General features: G+C 68.3%; 19 protein-coding genes, 3 tRNA genes and 1 pseudogene. 16 read left to right on the forward strand and 7 right to left on the reverse strand.

The window, feature by feature from the left end:
- The first annotated feature begins 20 nt into the window (after positions 1–20).
- The 4 genes and pseudogenes from ACH34T_RS03600 to ACH34T_RS03615 all read left to right on the forward strand — a co-directional run bounded on the left by ACH34T_RS03600 (position 21) and on the right by ACH34T_RS03615 (position 2,059).
- Positions 21–611 carry an alcohol dehydrogenase catalytic domain-containing protein gene (locus tag ACH34T_RS03600; protein ID WP_395990855.1) on the forward strand — a complete coding sequence of 197 codons (591 nt, stop codon included), beginning with the start codon at positions 21–23 and terminating at the stop codon, positions 609–611.
- A pseudogene (tdh, locus tag ACH34T_RS03605) lies at positions 544–705 on the forward strand (L-threonine 3-dehydrogenase); the annotation flags it as partial. The gene ACH34T_RS03600 and the pseudogene tdh, both read left to right, overlap by 68 nt.
- Positions 706–749: 44 nt before the next feature.
- Positions 750–1,010 (forward strand): hypothetical protein, encoded by a 261-nt coding sequence (locus tag ACH34T_RS03610; RefSeq protein WP_395990868.1) that lies wholly within the window; start codon positions 750–752, stop codon positions 1,008–1,010.
- A gap of 32 nt (positions 1,011–1,042) precedes the next feature.
- Positions 1,043–2,059: a GNAT family N-acetyltransferase gene (locus ACH34T_RS03615; RefSeq protein ID WP_395990485.1), complete on the forward strand. Its 1,017-nt coding sequence runs from the start codon at positions 1,043–1,045 to the stop codon at positions 2,057–2,059.
- Between the two features lie 213 nt (positions 2,060–2,272).
- On the opposite strand, the gene ACH34T_RS03620 is transcribed toward ACH34T_RS03615, so the two are convergent.
- The 3 genes from ACH34T_RS03620 to ACH34T_RS03630 form a co-directional block, all read right to left on the reverse strand.
- Positions 2,273–2,527: a hypothetical protein gene (locus tag ACH34T_RS03620; protein ID WP_395990486.1), complete on the reverse strand. Its 255-nt coding sequence runs from the start codon at positions 2,525–2,527 to the stop codon at positions 2,273–2,275.
- 75 nt (positions 2,528–2,602) lie between these two features.
- On the reverse strand, positions 2,603–3,025 hold the full coding sequence (locus ACH34T_RS03625) for a hypothetical protein (RefSeq protein ID WP_395990487.1): 423 nt from the start codon (positions 3,023–3,025) through the stop codon (positions 2,603–2,605).
- A 190-nt stretch (positions 3,026–3,215) separates the two neighbouring features.
- The gene (locus tag ACH34T_RS03630) at positions 3,216–4,706 is read right to left on the reverse strand and encodes a hypothetical protein (RefSeq protein WP_395990488.1); all 1,491 of its coding nucleotides are present in this window, start codon (positions 4,704–4,706) and stop codon (positions 3,216–3,218) included.
- A gap of 241 nt (positions 4,707–4,947) precedes the next feature.
- Between ACH34T_RS03630 and ACH34T_RS03635 the strand changes: the two genes are divergently transcribed.
- Positions 4,948–5,130, forward strand: a complete 183-nt coding sequence (locus ACH34T_RS03635) for a hypothetical protein (RefSeq protein ID WP_395990489.1) — start codon at positions 4,948–4,950, stop codon at positions 5,128–5,130.
- 756 nt (positions 5,131–5,886) lie between these two features.
- Here the strand turns inward: ACH34T_RS03635 and ACH34T_RS03640 are convergent.
- Positions 5,887–7,590, reverse strand: a complete 1,704-nt coding sequence (locus ACH34T_RS03640) for a hypothetical protein (protein WP_395990490.1) — start codon at positions 7,588–7,590, stop codon at positions 5,887–5,889.
- A gap of 189 nt (positions 7,591–7,779) precedes the next feature.
- On the opposite strand from ACH34T_RS03640, the gene ACH34T_RS03645 reads away from it, so the two are divergent.
- The 8 genes from ACH34T_RS03645 (at position 7,780) to ACH34T_RS03680 (ending at position 14,064) form a co-directional block, all read left to right on the forward strand.
- Positions 7,780–8,004, forward strand: a complete 225-nt coding sequence (locus ACH34T_RS03645; RefSeq protein ID WP_395990491.1) for a hypothetical protein — start codon at positions 7,780–7,782, stop codon at positions 8,002–8,004.
- Positions 8,005–8,579: 575 nt separating this feature from the next.
- A complete protein-coding gene (locus tag ACH34T_RS03650; protein WP_395990492.1) occupies positions 8,580–9,158 on the forward strand; it encodes an RNA polymerase sigma factor in 579 nt (192 codons plus the stop codon).
- A 56-nt stretch (positions 9,159–9,214) separates the two neighbouring features.
- Positions 9,215–9,979 carry a hypothetical protein gene (locus ACH34T_RS03655; RefSeq protein WP_395990493.1) on the forward strand — a complete coding sequence of 255 codons (765 nt, stop codon included), beginning with the start codon at positions 9,215–9,217 and terminating at the stop codon, positions 9,977–9,979.
- Positions 9,980–9,996: 17 nt separating this feature from the next.
- Complete coding sequence (locus ACH34T_RS03660) at positions 9,997–10,302, forward strand: hypothetical protein (protein WP_395990494.1); 306 nt, start codon at positions 9,997–9,999, stop codon at positions 10,300–10,302.
- A gap of 29 nt (positions 10,303–10,331) precedes the next feature.
- The gene (locus ACH34T_RS03665; protein ID WP_395990495.1) at positions 10,332–11,531 is read left to right on the forward strand and encodes a recombinase family protein; all 1,200 of its coding nucleotides are present in this window, start codon (positions 10,332–10,334) and stop codon (positions 11,529–11,531) included.
- Positions 11,532–11,549: 18 nt separating this feature from the next.
- Positions 11,550–11,813, forward strand: a complete 264-nt coding sequence (locus ACH34T_RS03670; protein WP_395990496.1) for a hypothetical protein — start codon at positions 11,550–11,552, stop codon at positions 11,811–11,813.
- Positions 11,814–12,484: 671 nt separating this feature from the next.
- A complete protein-coding gene (locus tag ACH34T_RS03675; RefSeq protein WP_395990497.1) occupies positions 12,485–12,709 on the forward strand; it encodes a helix-turn-helix domain-containing protein in 225 nt (74 codons plus the stop codon).
- A 380-nt stretch (positions 12,710–13,089) separates the two neighbouring features.
- Positions 13,090–14,064 (forward strand): tyrosine-type recombinase/integrase, encoded by a 975-nt coding sequence (locus tag ACH34T_RS03680; protein ID WP_395990498.1) that lies wholly within the window; start codon positions 13,090–13,092, stop codon positions 14,062–14,064.
- Between the two features lie 50 nt (positions 14,065–14,114).
- Here the strand turns inward: ACH34T_RS03680 and ACH34T_RS03685 are convergent.
- From ACH34T_RS03685 to ACH34T_RS03695, 3 genes are all read right to left on the reverse strand, one after another.
- Positions 14,115–14,189, reverse strand: a tRNA-Val gene (locus ACH34T_RS03685).
- Between the two features lie 5 nt (positions 14,190–14,194).
- Positions 14,195–14,265 (reverse strand) — tRNA-Cys (locus ACH34T_RS03690).
- A gap of 41 nt (positions 14,266–14,306) precedes the next feature.
- Positions 14,307–14,378 (reverse strand) — tRNA-Gly (locus tag ACH34T_RS03695).
- Between the two features lie 114 nt (positions 14,379–14,492).
- Here ACH34T_RS03695 and ACH34T_RS03700 point away from each other — a divergent pair.
- From ACH34T_RS03700 to ACH34T_RS03710, 3 genes are read left to right on the forward strand one after another with little or no spacing between them, the layout of a single operon-like run.
- Complete coding sequence (locus tag ACH34T_RS03700) at positions 14,493–15,197, forward strand: winged helix-turn-helix domain-containing protein (RefSeq protein WP_395990499.1); 705 nt, start codon at positions 14,493–14,495, stop codon at positions 15,195–15,197.
- Complete coding sequence (locus tag ACH34T_RS03705; protein ID WP_395990500.1) at positions 15,194–16,210, forward strand: chorismate-binding protein; 1,017 nt, start codon at positions 15,194–15,196, stop codon at positions 16,208–16,210. The genes ACH34T_RS03700 and ACH34T_RS03705 overlap by 4 nt, the downstream gene beginning before the upstream one ends.
- The gene (locus tag ACH34T_RS03710) at positions 16,161–16,997 is read left to right on the forward strand and encodes an aminotransferase class IV (RefSeq protein ID WP_395990501.1); all 837 of its coding nucleotides are present in this window, start codon (positions 16,161–16,163) and stop codon (positions 16,995–16,997) included. Before ACH34T_RS03705 ends, ACH34T_RS03710 begins: the two co-directional genes overlap by 50 nt.
- Positions 16,998–17,037 lie beyond the last annotated feature (40 nt).

The raw sequence follows: 17,037 nt of genomic DNA on the forward strand, positions 1-17,037 counted from the left end.
CCGGTCTAGAGCTCCAGGAGATGCCCGTGCCACGGCCGGTGACCGGCGAGGTGCTAGTGAAGATCTTGCAGACCGGCGTCTGTGGCACTGATCTTCAGATCACCCGTTGGTCGCCGTGGGCTGAGCGCACCATTTTCCCTCCGTTAACCTTGGGGCACGAGTTCGTGGGCGAGATCGTTGCGGCCGGACCGGAGACCGGCGGGTTCGTGCCAGGGCAGCTCATCAGCGCCGAGGGGCACGTCGTGTGCGGGCGATGCCGTCACTGCCGCGCAGCGCATGGTCATCTCTGTGCTGAGACCCGCAGGATCGGTGTGGACCGGGACGGCGTGTTCACCGAATACGCCACGCTGCCCGCCGTCACCGTGTGGCATCACCCGCCCGGGCATCGAACTGGACACCGCGACCCTGTTCGACCCGTTCGGCAACGCCGTCCACGCCGCCACCCAGTTCCCAGTTCGCGACCAGGTCGTGGCGATCACCGGGGCCGGTCCGATCGGGCTGATGGCCATCCCCGTGCTTCAGCACCTGCACGCTCGTGCGGTCGTGGTCGCCGACCCCAGCCAGTTCCGCCGCACCCTCGCCAAAGAACTGGGGGCCACATCCGCCTGTGAGGCAGGGCGCGAACCGCTCGCCGCCGCAGCTAAGAAGCTGGACTGCGCCGACGGATTCGACGTCGGCCTGGAGATGTCCGGGCACTCAGACGCTCTCGGCGCGCTGCTGGCGAATATGACCAACGGGGGCGGGTCGGGGTGCTCGGGCTGCCCGCCCACCCCGTGCACACCGACTGGGCGGAGATCGTGGTCCGGATGCTCACTGTTCAGGGCGTGTCCGGACGGCGGATCTTTCATACCTGGCACCAAGTGGCATCACTGCTCGACGCCGGAGTGAACCCCGCGTCAGTGGTGACTCACCACTTCCCTTACACCGACCATGCGACCGCGTTCGACCTGGCCGGCTCCACCTACGCCGGGAAGGTCATCCTCACCTGGAGCAAACCCGGCTCTTCCTGAACCCCGACCTGGCACAACCGGAAGGTGCTCGCATGACCTACACGGTCGAGATCGCCGAGCACATCGCCGAAGTCGGCGAGGTATGGGACACAGTAGTGCACGACACCGATGCGCCCTTGTTCTACTACCGCCGCTTCCTGGAGGCGTTCGAGCAGAACCCGCTGCACCCACTCCAACGCGTCGCTTACCTGACCGTGCGAGCGCCCAGCGGGAACGCGGTGGCCGTGCTTCCGGCCTACCTCCAACGCGGCACCGACCCGATGCGCGTGCTCGCCACCCATTTTCCCCACAGCCTCGACCAGCCAGTGCTGCTCAGCCACATCTGGCACTCCTACGAATCGACCCTGCCCACGCGCCCGGACCACTACCCCAGCGCCGCTGGTGCCGCGCTGGCCGCGTTCGCCGCCACCTGGCAAGCCGCGGTATGCGGCCTGATCAACGTGGTCCAGACCGACCCTCTGTCCGCAATGCTCACTGCTCAGGGCTATCGGGGGTTCACGATCGAAACCGGCTGGTGCATGCGCGTGGACGGCTTTCACGACCTGGACGACTGGCTGGCCACCCTGCGCCACAATCACCGCCGGACCATGCGCAGCCAAGTACGCCGCGCCATCGAAGCCGGCTTCACCACGCGCTGGATCCCCATCTGCGACGCCGACATAGACGGCTTCATGTGGCTGGCGCGGCGCACCGCCGCCAAACACAACAACGCCGACTACTACAAAGAAGGCATCTTTCCTCGGTTCCTACGCCACCTCAGCGAGCACGTCCACATGCTCGAACTCCGCTCTCCCCACGGCGAACTCGCCGGTTCCGCCCCTATGCTGTCCGACGCCAGCAGGACCCATTTCCCCTTCTGCGGTTTCGACCTCAACGCCTGCCCGGGCTTCAGCCCCTTCTACGTCCTGGTCGCCCACATGGTCCTCGAAACCATCCATCGACAGCGGCAATGGATCTACCTTGGCCGCCGCAACCCCGACTTCAAACGCCGCTACGGATTCACCCCAACACCCCTCCAAGCACACCTACGCCAACTCAACACCCCCTGACACCACCCAGCACTGCCTAGAACAGGCAGTCCGGCCTGCAAAGCCGGCTTGCCGTTTGTTCTCCAGGAGTATCTCTCTAGGTGTGAAAAAGTGATCTTGCTGGGAAGCAAGTGATCAGTAGGTCAACGCCCACTTCTTCGCGGGCGAAACACGTCATGTCCGTGATCGACCGTGTCGCCGGCACCACCTCAACTACCGTAAGTGACCTTTCGGTCACCATGTCAGAGGTGAGCGAGCCCAGACACCATTCACCAACGTCCGATCCGGGAACTGCTCGATGACCAGCTGCTGGACGAACTGCTGGCCCGCTCCCGCGACCAGGCTGGAGGACTGCGCCTGACCGGCGAAGGGTCCATGCTCGGCGACATGGTCGCCACCGACGATAATGGCGGCACCGTCTTCATTGCGTACGGCAGTGGAGCGCGGGGCGACAACGGTCCCGCCACTGGTAGGGCCGGTGCAGGTCACCGCAGATCCTCTCACCCCCACCGGTCGGCGGGACGTCCATCAGGTTCCCGGCCAAACCAATACCGCCTCGTGTGATCACCGATCTGCAAGAAAAGGCCGAACATACCGACGCCCGGGAATCGGTCGGCCAGCGCGGTTACCTGGTCGTCGGCTCCGGCCTCCCGCAACTCGATCAGTAGGGGAGGCGACGCCGCCCGGGTCGTCGAGGGCGATCTTGGTGTCGGGGTCACGGGTCAGCAACGCGGCGACCTGGTCGTCGGCTCCGGCCTTCCGCAACTCGCCCAGCAGGTAGACGACGCCGAACGGGTCGTCGAGGGTGACCTGGGTGGCGACCCGATCGCCCAGCGCGGCGACCTGATCGAGGGCCCCGGCCTCCCGCAACCCGCCCACCAGGTCGGCGACGTCACCCGGGTCGTCGAGGGTGACCTGGGTGGCGGGGTCACGGGCCAGCAGCGCGGCGACCTGATCGAGGGCCCCGGCCTCCCGCAACCCGCCCACCAGGTCGGCGATGTCGATCGGGTTGTCGAGGGCGACATGGGCGGCGGCCCAGGTGGCGGGCCGGTGGTCGGTGGGGTGCAGTTGGTGGAGGTGCTTGATGAGAGAAAGCGCAGCTGACGGATTGCCGTGGCTGGTGGCGTTCTTGTGCAGTTGAGTGGCGTCGCGGTACAGGCCGCGATTCCAGGCGGCGCTACTCAGCCGGTCCAGGTCGCCGGGGTGGGTGTGGGCGGCGGCCGCGCTCCAAAAGCCGATGGGCGGGATGTGGGGTGGCGCGGGTGGTGCGGCCGTACTGGTCGAGGTAGTCGGCCAGCCGGTACACCGGGCCCTGGCAGGGCTCGGCGGCCGTGGTGGTGGTGCGGCGGTCCCGGGTGCGGCCGGGACGGTCGGGGTGGATGCGGGTGAGCGGTCCGCGGGCGCCTTTGCACGGCCGGGCGGTGTAGGCCAGGGCCTGTTCTAGCCAGTCCTCGCCCAGCTGCTCGTACTGGATGCCGGTCAGGTACGCCGGTGCGGCCTGTTCCAGCAGTTCCAAGGGCAGGGCGTTGCGGTGCCCCATCCGGCGGGCGTCCATCACCGCGCAGATGACCGCCTTGGCCGCCGGCGGCGCGGCACCTAACCGTTCCACCAGCACCGGCCCGCCGGCCAGGTACTGGGTGATCTGCCCGTCCTCGGCGTACTCGACCGCCTGGGCCAGCTGCGCGTTGGTTTCGGCGGCCTGCCGCAGGGCGGCCGGGTCGGCTCCGGCGAACGTCTCGGGAAGCCCGATCACCGTGCCGTCCAGCACCTGGCACACCTGCGAGCCGGGGCGGCCGGTCAGCACGGCGTGGTGGTTGGGCCATAGGGTGCCCAGCACCAGCACTGGTGCCCGGCCGGGGTCGGCCAGCAGGCTCCGCAGCTTGGCCGCGACCCGCTCCCCGGCCTCACCGCCCAGGTACTCCTGGGTCTCGTTCAGCCACACCACCGTCCGCGGCCCCACCTGGTCCAAATCCTGCACCGCGGCGTCGGGCCGGGTCGGGTCGAACGGGTGCCACACCCGCCACTGCTCGGGGCGGTCTCGCAACGGGCGCAGGGCTTCCCACAGGGCCCGGGTCTTGCCCGCCGACGATCCGGCCACCAGCACCGCCATCGCGCTGTGCCCGGCGGCTGCCCGGGCCACCACCCGGGCGAGCTGATCGTCATGCGCGCGCCGCACGTACGGCGGCAGTGGCGGCAGCGGCGGTAACCCGCCGGTCTGGTCCAGGGCGATCGGCCGGTGCACCTCCAACGCGAACGGATCGGTGACCTGCGACAGGACCCGGCCCGGCCGGATCCGCTCCAGCCCGGCGCGGGACTGCTCGGCCAGCACCGCGATACGCGTCCCCTCCGCCCGCCGCAGTGCCTCGGCCCGGTAAGCGTCCTTCCACCGCCGGGGATCCACCAGTTCGGCGGCCCTGGCCCGGTCCGCCGGCGACAGCGCGGTCCGGTCGGCCTGGGCACCGACGGCCTGCACCACCCTCAGCAGCTTGTCGAGAACTTGAGGGAACCGGTCACCACGCAGCCATTCCCCGACCGTCGTCGGAGAGACCCCGGCGATCTCGGCCAGGGCCCGGGCTGAGGGCTCCCGCCCCAACCGGTGCTCCCAGAACCCGGCCAGCTCAGCGATCAACGCGGCGAACTCCCGCTCTCCGCCCGCTGAACCCACCACCGTGCCCCCTTTTTCTGGCTCGCCGCAACCGGACCAGGGTGTCCATCCTCCCCGTGGACACTGCGGTGCCCCGGCCTCGCCCTGCCTGGCACCCTAGAGCGCCCACCGGCCGCTTTCTCTGGATGTGTCCGATCTGCGACCGGACTCCTGCCGGACGGCCCCCTGGACGGCCAGCGTCGACCTCACCCACCGGCCCCTTCACCACGGGCCACTCACCACGACGTCGACGGGAGCCACTCAGATGAGCCCGCAACAGACCCTGGCCCTGCTGCTCGCGCTGTCCACCGCACTAAACATCGCGATCACCGCCGGCCTGCTCGCCCGCAGCGCCGACGCCAGCACCCCCCACGCGATCCTCACCGGCGCGGGCGCGGCAGCCACACTCCTCGGCCTGTACTTCGCCGCCGTCGCCGCCTACCACTGACGGTGGAGCCGATCTTGCCGGACTTCAGGCATCACTCAAAGGACTCGTCCTCGTACCGCAGGTATACCGGGTTGGCGACGACCATGCGCATGGTGCGACGATCTCCGGCCGAGGGTTGACCGACCGGCTCCTGGGCAGCGCGTTCCCGTACGGAGCCGGGCGTTCGTCACGCGCTCAAGGTCGGAGGATCTAGTACCGGCGGGCCTGCCGCGGACATAGTGAACCTCGACGAGTTCGACGCGGTCGAGCTCGCCCGGGGCGAGGTACCACCTGAACGCGGTGTGCAGCCCCTGCAGGCTCACGCGGGCGTTCCATTGGGAATGGGAACTGGCCACGTGGTCGGACACTCGCGCAAACCAGTGCCCGTCGTAGAAGATCGCGGCACGGTCGCTCGCATGAGGTTCCTGTCCAGATGTCGCGGTCATTGGGGTCCTCCGCACACCTGGCAGACCCACCGGTCCTGAGCGTTGGCGAGGCGGACGCCGTCCAGTCGCCACAGCGGTCTGGCCGCGCGCGTCACCGGCGTCAGCCACCGCAGGAGGCCGTGCGGGGTGTCGTGCCGGGGGCGGGGCCATCCTGCCGGGCACAGCCCTAGACGGCGCCGCAATGGAAACCACCGTCAAGCGCCACGGGCGCTGTGGTTCCCGGCCTGCCACGCGCCACCTGGATGGCGTCCAGGGGCAGACGGTACTTATTCGGGGCGCGCGTATTCTCCGGCGTCGGGCGACGATCAACTCTCGGGTTTGCTGCCCGGAGCTACTTCAAGCCGGTCAGCGTGAGGGTCTCGTCAGCAAGGAGGCCGGTGATCCGGGTGGTTGCGTCGTGCAGCAGCGTGTCAGGAACGATCGGAGCGGCGGCGATCGCGGAGAACAGGGCGGGCAACCCCGGGAGCGGATAGGGGTCGTCGTCTGTGCCCGCAAATGCCCTTTGACCCAGCGGGTGACGTCTGACCGATGTGCGAGTGCGCCTCCAGGCGTTCTGGACCTCTTCCGGCGACGGGACCCCGAACCCGTGGCCCACCGGTGCGGCGTGCCGCAAGCCAACGAGCGCGCCGTCGGTGAAGTCGGCGGCGAGTTTGCACCGGTCGATGAGGTCGGCACGGACGGGGTCGTCCAGGCGCGTCATGACCGTGCAGGGGGTGCGGCAGCGGGCCGCGCAGTCGCCGAGGGCCGCCGCGACCTGGCTGTGCTGGCGGTCCAGGTAGGCGCGCCAGCCCGGCCCTGGCTCGCGGGACACGCGGAGCGCGCGCTCGCAGGCGGCCCGCTCCGGACGAGTGTGGTCGCACACCCGCGGCGCCTCCGGTTCGATCGGCACGCCGAAGCGACTGCGCTCGCCCGCCACGGACGCGGCGATCAGGGCCGGGTCCCCGGCGTGACCGAGCACCGGCTCCCACGCCAGGAAGGGAAGATGCCTGGCGGCGACGTGCGCTGCGGCCAGCAGCGCGCTCATTTCACGCCGGTGCCAGCGGATCGCGATGACCTCCAGTAGGAGGGAGTAGGTGGGGCGCAGGCTGGCGAGCGCCCCGCGCGGGCGTTCCCGCGGCGTCTGCGGCATCCGGCTGGCGCTGGCCCGGCCGAGCAGGTCCGGCGGAACCTCGCCGGCGTCCTCGGGCACGCCGAAGTCCTCGGCGTCGAGGTCAAGGACGCGCTGCCCGAACGCGCACAACGACTCCACCGACGCAGCACGCCCGTCCGAGGCGAGCGTCTCCACCGATATCAGGTTCACCACGTCCCCGAAGGCGTACCGGCGAGTGAGCTCGGTCAACAGGTTTGCAGCACGTTCGCCCAACTGGTCGGGAGCCTTCGCTTCCATTTGCTCCAAGCGCGCCTCAAGGTGCTGGTACTGGACTTCGGCCTGGGCTGCGCGCTCGCGGGCTAGAGACAGCTCGTCGCGTAGTGCTGCGATCTCCAACTGCAGGTGCGCGATCTGTTCGCCGAGGCGCCGGTACTCGGCGTGCATGCGAGAACGGTCGTCGTTCCAGGCCGCCCGTATGCGCTCCTGCTCGGCATGGAGGACCTCGACCTGGCGAGATCGTTCGGTGAGCTGCTGTTCAAGATCGTTGGCGTAGCGTTCGGCCTCCTTCCACCGGGTGATCGTGACCTGCAGTTCGTCTTCGATCAGATGCAGCCGGTACCCGTGAGGATGCGCCGTTTCCAACGCGCGCCGGTGAAGGTCGATCAGGTGCTCGCGCACCTGCGGGGTCACCGCCTTGTCCACCGTCGTCAGATAAGCCAAAAGCTGATCAAGGAGCCACCGTTGCCGCGGTACTCGCTTACCGTTCAGATATCGAGAGACCGTTCCTTTGTCGGTGATCGGATGAAGCCGCGCGAACTGGTTGATCGACAACCCGGTCGCGTCGAACAAGCGCCGCAGCTCAATCACCCATGTCCGAATCTCACGGTTGAGTTTTGGGTTCAACGGGGCCCAGCGATCCTGTGGCGCGGGAACGATATCCGTCACCCTGAACATCATCGGCGGTTTCCCCGGTGGCCGCCACCTGATCGCAACCGCCGAAGGTGTTGCCAACCCGTGCAACACCCCCGTTGCGGCGTGGTTCAACCACCCTGCGCTCTGGCTGGCTAAGAGGCAACAGCTCACGCCCTGGGAGCCCTCGCCGAAGGCTGGCTCATGATCCCCTGTGGAGACGGAATGTCTTGTCCGCAGCACCGACCCCTGCTCACTACCCGGGCCGCAGTCATCTTCCTCACCGCGTTCGTCGTGGGATGCGGTGCAGCAGCACTCACCTTCTGGGCCACCGGATCGGTTCCCGAAGCCCTGCTCGTCGCCGGAGGCGCCCTTGGCGGCGCGATCGGGTTGCTCAACCAGATCATCAAAGCTGAGACCGATGGCCCCTCGGGCAACCACGTCTCCTAACAGATGTTCGTTTCACGTTTCCGCAACCGCCAAGGCGAAAGGGCCGAGCGCGTCTGATGTAACTTTGCTCGGTTACCGGGGCAGAACACCTGTTCGAAGTGCGCGGTATTCCGGCTGGTGCGCGAGCGACGCGAGGGGTGCGCGGCTCGGCTCTCTGAACCTGCGGTGACGGGCCCGCGGGCGTATCGGGGCGGTGGCGTGCGGGGGCCGCAGCGCCCAGATGGTTCGCGACCGTAACCCCTGACCGGCCTTCTCGCCTCCTGCACGGGGCGGACCCGGGGAACTCCGCAAACGCTTCGGCGGGGTGGCGCGACGTTGGTGCGTGAGGGCATGGAGAAAATTGCGTGGGGCGCTGCCCGAGATCCTTGCGGCGATAGCGTCGAACGCGACGTTCGTCATATCTTGGCAGGTGGGGCTCATGGCGCTGGGCGCCCTGGTCAGCTTCGGTGGATGGCGGCTGAGTGTCCAGCGGCAACGGCAGGCGGCGCTGCGGGAGGTGCTGTCGCGCGCCTCGGCTGAGGCCGTGGTGGTGTACGAGGACGGCCCCGACGGCCAGCGCGTGCGGGTCTGGGCGAGTGATCAGCCCAGAGCAGAAGACCGACGTCGCTGCGCTGTTTCGTGCGGAGGCGGAGGGCCTATTCGCCTTCGCGTGGGCTGCGCTGACCCAGGGCGATGACGAGGCGGCCAGGGACCTGGTCCAGCAGACGTTTCAGGCAGCGGTCCTGGCCTGGGCTGAGCTAGAGGTGCGGGACGCCGAAGGACAACGCAGATGGCTGTTTCGGGTGCTCAAGAACAAGGCGATCGACGAGTGGCGCAAACAACGGCGGGTCTGCTCGGTGGATGAGGTCGAGGCCGACGATCTCATCGATCACGGCACCCTGGACGTCGGCCGTCAGGTGCTGTGTGCGGCGGCGTTACAAGAGTGCTGGAACGTCATCGCCAAGATGCCGCCAGATCGTGCCCGTGTCGCGCACCTGCGCTGGGGTGAAGACTGGAGCACTGGCGAGATCGCCGAACGGCTGGGCATCGCCGCGAGCACGGTCCGCGGTCACATAATGAAGGCGCGCAGCGAGTTGCTGTTGAGGGTGGGGCCACAAGTCCCGTTCATCGATGATCCTGGAGAACAGAGATGGGGAAGGGGGACGGCATCATGAGCATCTTTGAACCCCGCATTGAGTTTGAACCCCGGATTGAGCTTGCCGCCCCGCCAATGCAGACGATCTTCCGGCTGCTGCTTGCCGTGGACATCGAGGGGTACAGCGCCAGGACGCCACCGATGCAGTTCCAGGCGCAACGGGATCTGCGGCACGCGATGGAGATCGCGGCCAGGGACGCCGGGCTCGACGGGGACAGGTGGCTGCGCCAGGCCAGCGGTGACGGCGAACTGATAGTGCTGCCGGACGACGTCGACATTGTCGCCGTCGTCGGCCAATTGGCTCCCGCCCTCGAACGAGCCCTCGCGGCGATGCGCCGCAAGGGCGCTGGCGAGGTCCCCCTGCTGCGTGTGCGGCTCGCGGTCCACTACGGCGCGCTGATCATGGAGCCGCGGACCGCCTTCGGCCCGGCCGGGGACGCGCCCGTGGTGGCGACACGGCTGCTCGACGCCCGTCCCCTGCGCAGGTACCTAGCCCTCCACCGGGAGCGGCACGTCGCGCTGGTTGTGTCCGAGCCGATCTTCCGCGAGGTGGTCTGCAGCGGGTTCTGCGCGCTCCCTCCGTCGTACTTCCGATCCATCCGCATGACGATCAAGGGAGCCGTCTATCAAGGCCACATCTATGACCCCGGCAGGGTCAGCGACCTGCTGACGGCCCGGGCGCCCACGGACCCGGCGAACGGCGGCGGGCCCTCCGATGACCCAGGCGCGGATCTGTACCAGCGGGCCCTGGAGCAGGCACAGCGCTATCCCCCCGGCTACGACGTCGAAGCCGAACTCGGACGGTTGACCGACTGGATGAGCCGACGCAAAAGGCCCTGACCTTCGGCCGCCCCGGCGTGCGAGCAGGAGGAGAGCCACAGCGGGCCTTCTACGGCAACCAGTTCGGCAACACCTTCCCGTTGTTCGAGCACTACGGCGTGCCGTTGTGGGTGCCGGAGATCGGCGGACCGATCGACCCGGCCGTCGAAGCCCACGACATGATCATGTCGACGTTCGGATCCATCAGTAAAGGCGAGCGATCCCGGATCAAAACCCGGGTGCGGGCGACCATGGCGGCGCTGGCACAGACCTCCAACCGGCACATCGGCGGGCGCCCACCTACGGATACCGGCTGGCTGACGCGGGGCCGCACCCCAATCTGAGCAAGGCGGCTGACGGCAAGCGGCTGCACGTGCTGGAGATCGACCCCTACGCCGCCGAGGTGGTCCAGCGGATCTTCGCCGAGTTCCTGGCGGGCAAGGGCTTCTTCGCCATCGCCGAAGGACTCACCGCCGAAGGAATTCTGTCGCCGTCGGCCTACGATCGGGCGCGTAACCGGCACCGATGCGGCCTGGCCTGGTCCAAGAGCGCTGTCCGCGTTATCGTGAACAACCCTCGCTACACCGGCCGTCAGGTGTGGAACAAGCAGCGCAAACGTGAAGTCCTCATCGACGTCCACGACGTCACCCTCGGCCACGAGACCAAGCTGACCTGGAACACCCCGGACCAGTGGGTGTGGTCCAACGACATCGTCAATCCACCGATCATTGACGAGGAGACCTTCAAGGCCGCCCAGGAGTTGCTGGCCGCCCGAGGACACGGACCAGCCCGGCACAAGCCACACCGTGCCCGTCATCTGTACGTGCTGCGGGGCATCCTGCATTGCGGCATCTGCCACCGCAAAATGGAAGGCTCCTGGAACAACGGCGCGCCCTACTATCGCTGCCGTTTCCCCGAGGAGTACGCCCTGGCCAACAAGATCACGCATCCACGCAACGTCTATCTTCGCGAAAGCGTCCTGCTGCCCCGTCTGGACCGGTGGCTGGGCCGCTACTTCGCTCCCCACCGCCGCGCCGACACCATCGCGGCGATCGCAGCCGCGCAAGGCGGTGGCGTCAGCGAAGACCCCGGCACGGCGCTCGCGCGGCAGACCATCGACGAGTGCGATCGCAAACTCGCCCGCTACCGCGCCGCCCTGGACGCCCTGGATGAGGGCACCGACCCGGCGATGATCGCCGGATGGATCACCCAGGTCCAGCAGCAGCGCACGGCCGCCCAAGCGCAACTGCGCCCTACCCAGAGCCAGGAACACCTCACCGAAGCCGACATCGCCGCCCTCATTGAGGAGATCGCCGACTACACCCAGGCACTGGCCACCGCCGATCCCACAAACAAGGCCGACCTGTACGGCAAGCTCGGCCTGCAGCTCACCTACCACCCCGAACAGCAAAAAGTGCGGGCCGAGGCACATCTCGATCCCGCACCATATGGGGAAATGGTTCGTGTCCGAGGAGAGACTTGTACTCCCATGGACGCGGGTTCTGTGTCGGCTCAGGTTTGGATCGTCGAACGCGATCTTCGAGTTGGAGCTTCGTATGTGCTGGCTGCATGACAGGTCGAGGGTGTTGGTATGAGCGACTTTGATGAATGGACTCCGGCAGACAGCGCGGCGATCTTGATCAATACCTATTTTGCGATCGACATCGATCCGATGCTGGCGATCCCGCATGGCAAGCCGGTTTCTGAGGAGCACTGGATTGTTGCTAACGCCCAGATGATTCGAGGCTGGGGCCCGGAGATTTACCTGCAGAACCTGCTTGCTGTGCTCAAGGGGAACTATCCACGCGGTGAGTACGGAGAACCGTTCGAGCCGCCGGGACGCACAGCCGGATAGCGAATCTGACGTCCAGAGATTGATGGCATCTGTGCTTACGGGCACCCATGGGGTCGTTGGCAGGGGGCAAGCCCGTCATCAAGCAAGCGCCGTGATCAAGATGCGCCTATGAGCTTCCTATGAGACCTTTTCTTGCCACTGCGGCGGGATCCTCGGGAGGTGATGGATCCGCTGCCGCGGGCTGCCGCTAGACAATAATGCAGGTAGGGAAGTTGCTATGAGATTTCTATGATGTCGCGGTCAACAATCTGACCTGACGCAACGTCTACCTGACGTCAGGAAGGACTCCGACCTCATGCACGACACCGCAGGTGTATCAACCGGCGGTTCACGGCACAGCGCATGGGCCGCGGTAGGCATCGCGCAGGACCCCAGGCGGCTGGCCGATCGGTCGTCACGACCGGTGGCGCGCAGGCTGCCGCTTGGTCGCCCTGGTCCCTTGGCGCTGAATGCCGCGTGCGCGGCACCACGTTTGCCGCGGCGGCAGCAGCGGCAACGAAATTGCCGCTGTGTCGTCGGGCCGTTGCCGGATACCGGCAAAATAGTTGCCACTACGGGGATTTGCTTGTCAGACTCGCGGACGTCCGTGGGATCCTTTACGCTGTCGTTCTGAAGACGACGATGATGCCGAGTGCTGCAGCTGTTTCTGTCTTCTTGTTGGGTGGCTCGGCGTGAGCGGGTTGCACCTGTACACCCCGGCGGAGGCGGCGCGGGTTTTGCAGGTACGCGAGTCGTGGTTGCGGAAGAAGGCTGCGGCCCGGGTGATCCCGTGCACGTTCGTGGGACGGCACCTGCGTTTCAGTGAAGGCGACCTCGAAGAAATCATCCGCTCCGGCTCCCCGCAGCCAGTGACGGGGAGGCGTCGTCCTCCGGCACGCCGCGGCAGGGGCCTGTAGGCCAAGCCTGCAACCTGATTTTCGTGCGTACTGGGAGTCCGGAACAGCAATCTGCTCGCAGAATCATTTATGGATGAGGTGAGGTAGTGGCGTACGCGCAACGACACGGCAAGGGGTGGAGGAGCCGGTACAAGAAACCGGACGGCACCTGGGGATCCCAGTCGGGGTTCGAAACCAAGACCGCAGCGCTGGAGTGGGGGCAGGAATAGGAAGCGCTGATCCGGCGCCACCTGTGGATCGACCCCGCCGAGGCCGAGAGGCCGTTCGGGGCCTTCGCCGAGGCCTGGCTGCGCAATCACCGGCTGGCCATCACTACCCAGGCCAAGTACCGATCTCACCTGGACACCCATCTGCTGCCGCAGTGGGAGGACTGGCCATTGGTGGTGATCTTCAACCACCACCTGGAGATCCAGAGCTGGGTCAACGAACTCCATGACGAGCTGGCCGAGTCCACGGTGGCCTCGGTGTTCGCCTCGTTCTCCACGATCATGAACGTGGCGGTACGGGCACGCAAGATCCCGGCCAGCCCGTGCCAGGGCATCCGCGTCACCACCGGGCAGGGCGGGCCCGGGCATCAGGTCGCCACCCCGGTCCAGGTCCTGCGGGCGGCACTGCGGCTCTACGACAGCTTCGGTTACCGCGGGTTCGTGCTGGCGCTGCTGGACGGCTACACCGGCGCCCGCTGGTCGGAACTGGTCGGGCAGCAGCCGCACGAGTACGACGAGATCAACAAGGCCATCCGGATCGCCGAACCCCTCGCCGAGGCCCGCGGACGGCTGGTCAAGGCCGAGCGCCCCAAGACCCCGACCAGCAAACGCTGGGTGCAGCTACCGTCGTTCCTGGCCGACCTTTACGAGCCCCTGCTCGAGCAGGCCGAGCACCCCCAAGTGTTCGTGGGGGACAAGGGCGGCCGACTACGCCGCAGCCACTTCGCCCGCCGGTTTTGGCGGCCCGCCTGGAACGGTGACCCCGACCACCCCGACCCGAACCAGCGCTGTGCACCGGTGCTGCGGGGTTTCACCTTTCACGAGGGTCGGCACACCCAGCGGACCTGGCTGGCCGAAGACGGCGTCCCGGATGTGGCCCGCGCCGCCCGGCTCGGGCACAAGCTGCCTGGGATGGCCGATGTCTACGAGCATGTGACCCCAGTGATGAAGGAGCAGGTCCTCCGGGTCCTGCAAAAGCGCTGGGAGACCTCGCTGCTAGCTATGCGGGCCGATGAGCGGGACCGGCTCATCGCTGCCGCACCCCAGATGGGGAAGGCGCTCGCTAGACTGCAGACGAGGAAGCAGGCCGGAGCGGCGGCAGTGGGCGAGAACAAGATCATCGCCCAGATATCGCCCAGCCAGGCCTGAGGCATCCCTCGTCAACAACACGAGCATGGCCGCTGACCTGCGCAGGAGTGTGGTGGGCGATACTGGGATTGAACCAGTGGCCTCTACCGTGTCAAGGTAGCGCTCTCCCACTGAGCTAATCGCCCTTGCGAGGTGGAGACGGGATTTGAACCCGTGTAGACGGCTTTGCAGGCCGTTGCCTCGCCTCTCGGCCACTCCACCAGAAGGAGACCTTCTGGGTTGTAGCCGGAAAGGCCCCTCAGAGCGGAAGACGGGATTTGAACCCGCGACCCTCACCTTGGCAAGGTGATGCTCTACCCCTGAGCCACTTCCGCTTGCGCCTCTCGGCGACGGGGAAACCTTAGCGCGTCCTCCGCGGTTCCCCAAACCGGTTTCGCGGCGGGACGCTTCGGCCGGGGGCGAAGTGTAGGTCGCTTAGGGTCGGGGGCATGGGCTCGGAGCATGTCCTGAGTGTGGACTTCGCGCCGGTCGCGGCGTTGCTGGCGGACCGGGCGCGGGCGGCGATGCTGACGGCGCTGCTGGACGGGCGGCCGCTGGCGGCCGGGGAGCTGGCGCGGGCGGCGGGGGTCGGTGCGCCGACGGCGAGCGCGCATCTGGCGCGGCTGCTGGACGGCGGGTTCGTCACGGTGGTCAAGCAGGGGCGGCACCGGTACTACCGGCTGCGGGGGAGCGAGGTCGCGCAGGTGATCGAGGCGCTGTCGCGGATCAGCCCTCCGGTGGAGGCGCGGAGCCTGCGGCAGTCGAGGGACGCGCGGCGGCTGCACGCGGCGCGGACGTGTTACGACCATCTGGCCGGGGAGGCGGGGGTCGCGCTGTTCGCGGCGCTGGTGGACGGCGGCCTCATCGAGGCCGATGGCGGCGACGCCTTCGAGGTGACGGCGAAGGGTGAGGAGCGGTTCGGTGCGCTGGGCCTGGACGTGGCCGCGCTGCGGAGGGCGCGGCGCAGGTTCGCGTGGCAGTGCCTGGACTGGACGGAGCGCCGCCCGCATCTGAACGGGGCGCTGGGCGCGGCGCTGACGGCGCGGATGATCGAGCTGGGCTGGTTCGAGCGGGGGACGACGCGCCGGGCGCTGGTCGTGACGGAGGCCGGGCTGGAGGGGCTCGCCGACTCGTTCGGGTGCGTGCTGCCGTGAGTTTCGCGTACGCGGGCGGTCTGCTGGCGACGGGTCTCGTCGATGTGACGGACGACCTGGCAGCGCTGGATTCGCAGGGCTGGTGGGCCGTGGTGGTCACCTTTGAGGGGAAGGCCACGTGCGCGCGGTTCGAGCATGTGAGGCCGGCGGAGCATCCGGGGGGTGTGTGGGCGCGTCCGGGGGAGTGGAGCAGTTCGCTGGACCAGGCCGCGTACATGGCGGGCGTCGAGAGGATCCGGAGCGCGATCGCCGATGGCGTCGTCTACCAGGCCAATCTGTGCCGGGTGATGTCGGCGGAGCTGCCCGCGGAGTGGAGCATCGAGGGGTTGGGGGCACGGCTCGCCAGGGGGAATCCGGCGCCGTACGCGATGACGGTGAAGGCGCCGGGGCTGGAGGTCGCGTGCGCGTCGCCCGAGCTGTACCTGTCCCGGGACGGGGACGTGGTCGAGTCCCGTCCGATCAAGGGGACGGCGAGGACCGCGGACGGCATGACGGCCAAGGACGACGCCGAGAACATCATGATCGTCGACCTGGTCAGGAACGATCTGGGACGCGTCGCCGAGGTCGGCTCGGTGGAGGTGCCTGGCCTGTGCGACCTGGAGGAGCATCCGGGGCTCGTCCATCTGGTGTCGACCGTCCGGGCGCGGCTGGCCGGGGGAGGGTGGCCGGAGCTGATCGCCGCGACGTTTCCTCCCGGTTCGGTGACCGGCGCCCCGAAGGCGAGCGCGCTCGACCTGCTCGGGGTACTCGAACCGGTCCCGCGGGGCCCGTACTGTGGGGCCATCGGCTGGGTGGACGCGGACGCCAGGCGCGGCGCCCTCGCGGTGGGGATCCGGAGCTTCTGGGCGGCGGGCGGCCTGCTCCGGTTCGGCACCGGCGCGGGCATCACCTGGGGGTCCGATCCGCTTCGCGAATGGCGCGAGACCGAGCTGAAGGCGGCTCGGCTTTTGGAGGTGGCTTCCGGTGACGGCGCAGGTCCCGATCTGGCTGAACGGCGAACTCGTCGACCCTGAGCACGCGGTGGTGTCGGTCTTCGATCACGGCATGCTCGTCGGCGACGGGGTCTTCGAGACGGTGAAGGCGGCGGGCGGGGAGCCGTTCGCGCTGACCCGGCACCTGCGGCGGCTGGCCGTGTCCGCGGCCGGGCTCGGCCTGCCCGAGCCCGACCACGACGCCCTCGCCCAGGGGACGCTCGAAGTGCTCGCGGCGGCGCCGAAGTGGCCGCTGGCCCGTGTCCGCATCACCTACACCAGCGGTCCGGGCCCGCTCGGGTCGGCGCGCGGCGACGCGGGGCCGACGCTGTCGATCATCGCGGGGCCGCAGGACCCGTTCCCCGCGACGGCGGACGTGACCGTCGTGCCGTGGCCGCGCAACGAGCGCGGCGCGCTGTCCGGCCTCAAGACCACGTCCTACGCGGAGAACGCGCTGGCCCTCGCGTACGCCAGGGAGCGCGGCGGCGGCGAGGCGATCTTCGGGAACACGGCGGGGAACCTGTGCGAGGGGACGGGCACCAACGTGTTCGTCGTCATCGGCGGCCGGCTCGTCACGCCGCCGCTGTCGTCCGGCTGCCTGGCGGGGGTGACGCGCGCGCTGGCGCTGGAGTGGTGCGGCGGCGAGGAGGAGGACGTCGCGCTGGACGACCTGTACCGCGCCGACGAGGCGTTCCTGACGTCCACGACGCGGGACGTCCAGCCGGTCCGGGCGGTGGACGGGACGGTCCTGCCGTCCGCGCCGGGCCCGATCACCGCGAAGGCCATGGCCGCGTTCGCCGCCCGGTCCGCGGAGCTCATGGATCCCTGACCAAGTCGCGATCGCCCACGCCTTTACGCGATCGGCTTAT

This window comes from Actinomadura sp. 9N215, assembly GCF_044326345.1.
GTDB lineage: Bacteria > Actinomycetota > Actinomycetes > Streptosporangiales > Streptosporangiaceae > Spirillospora.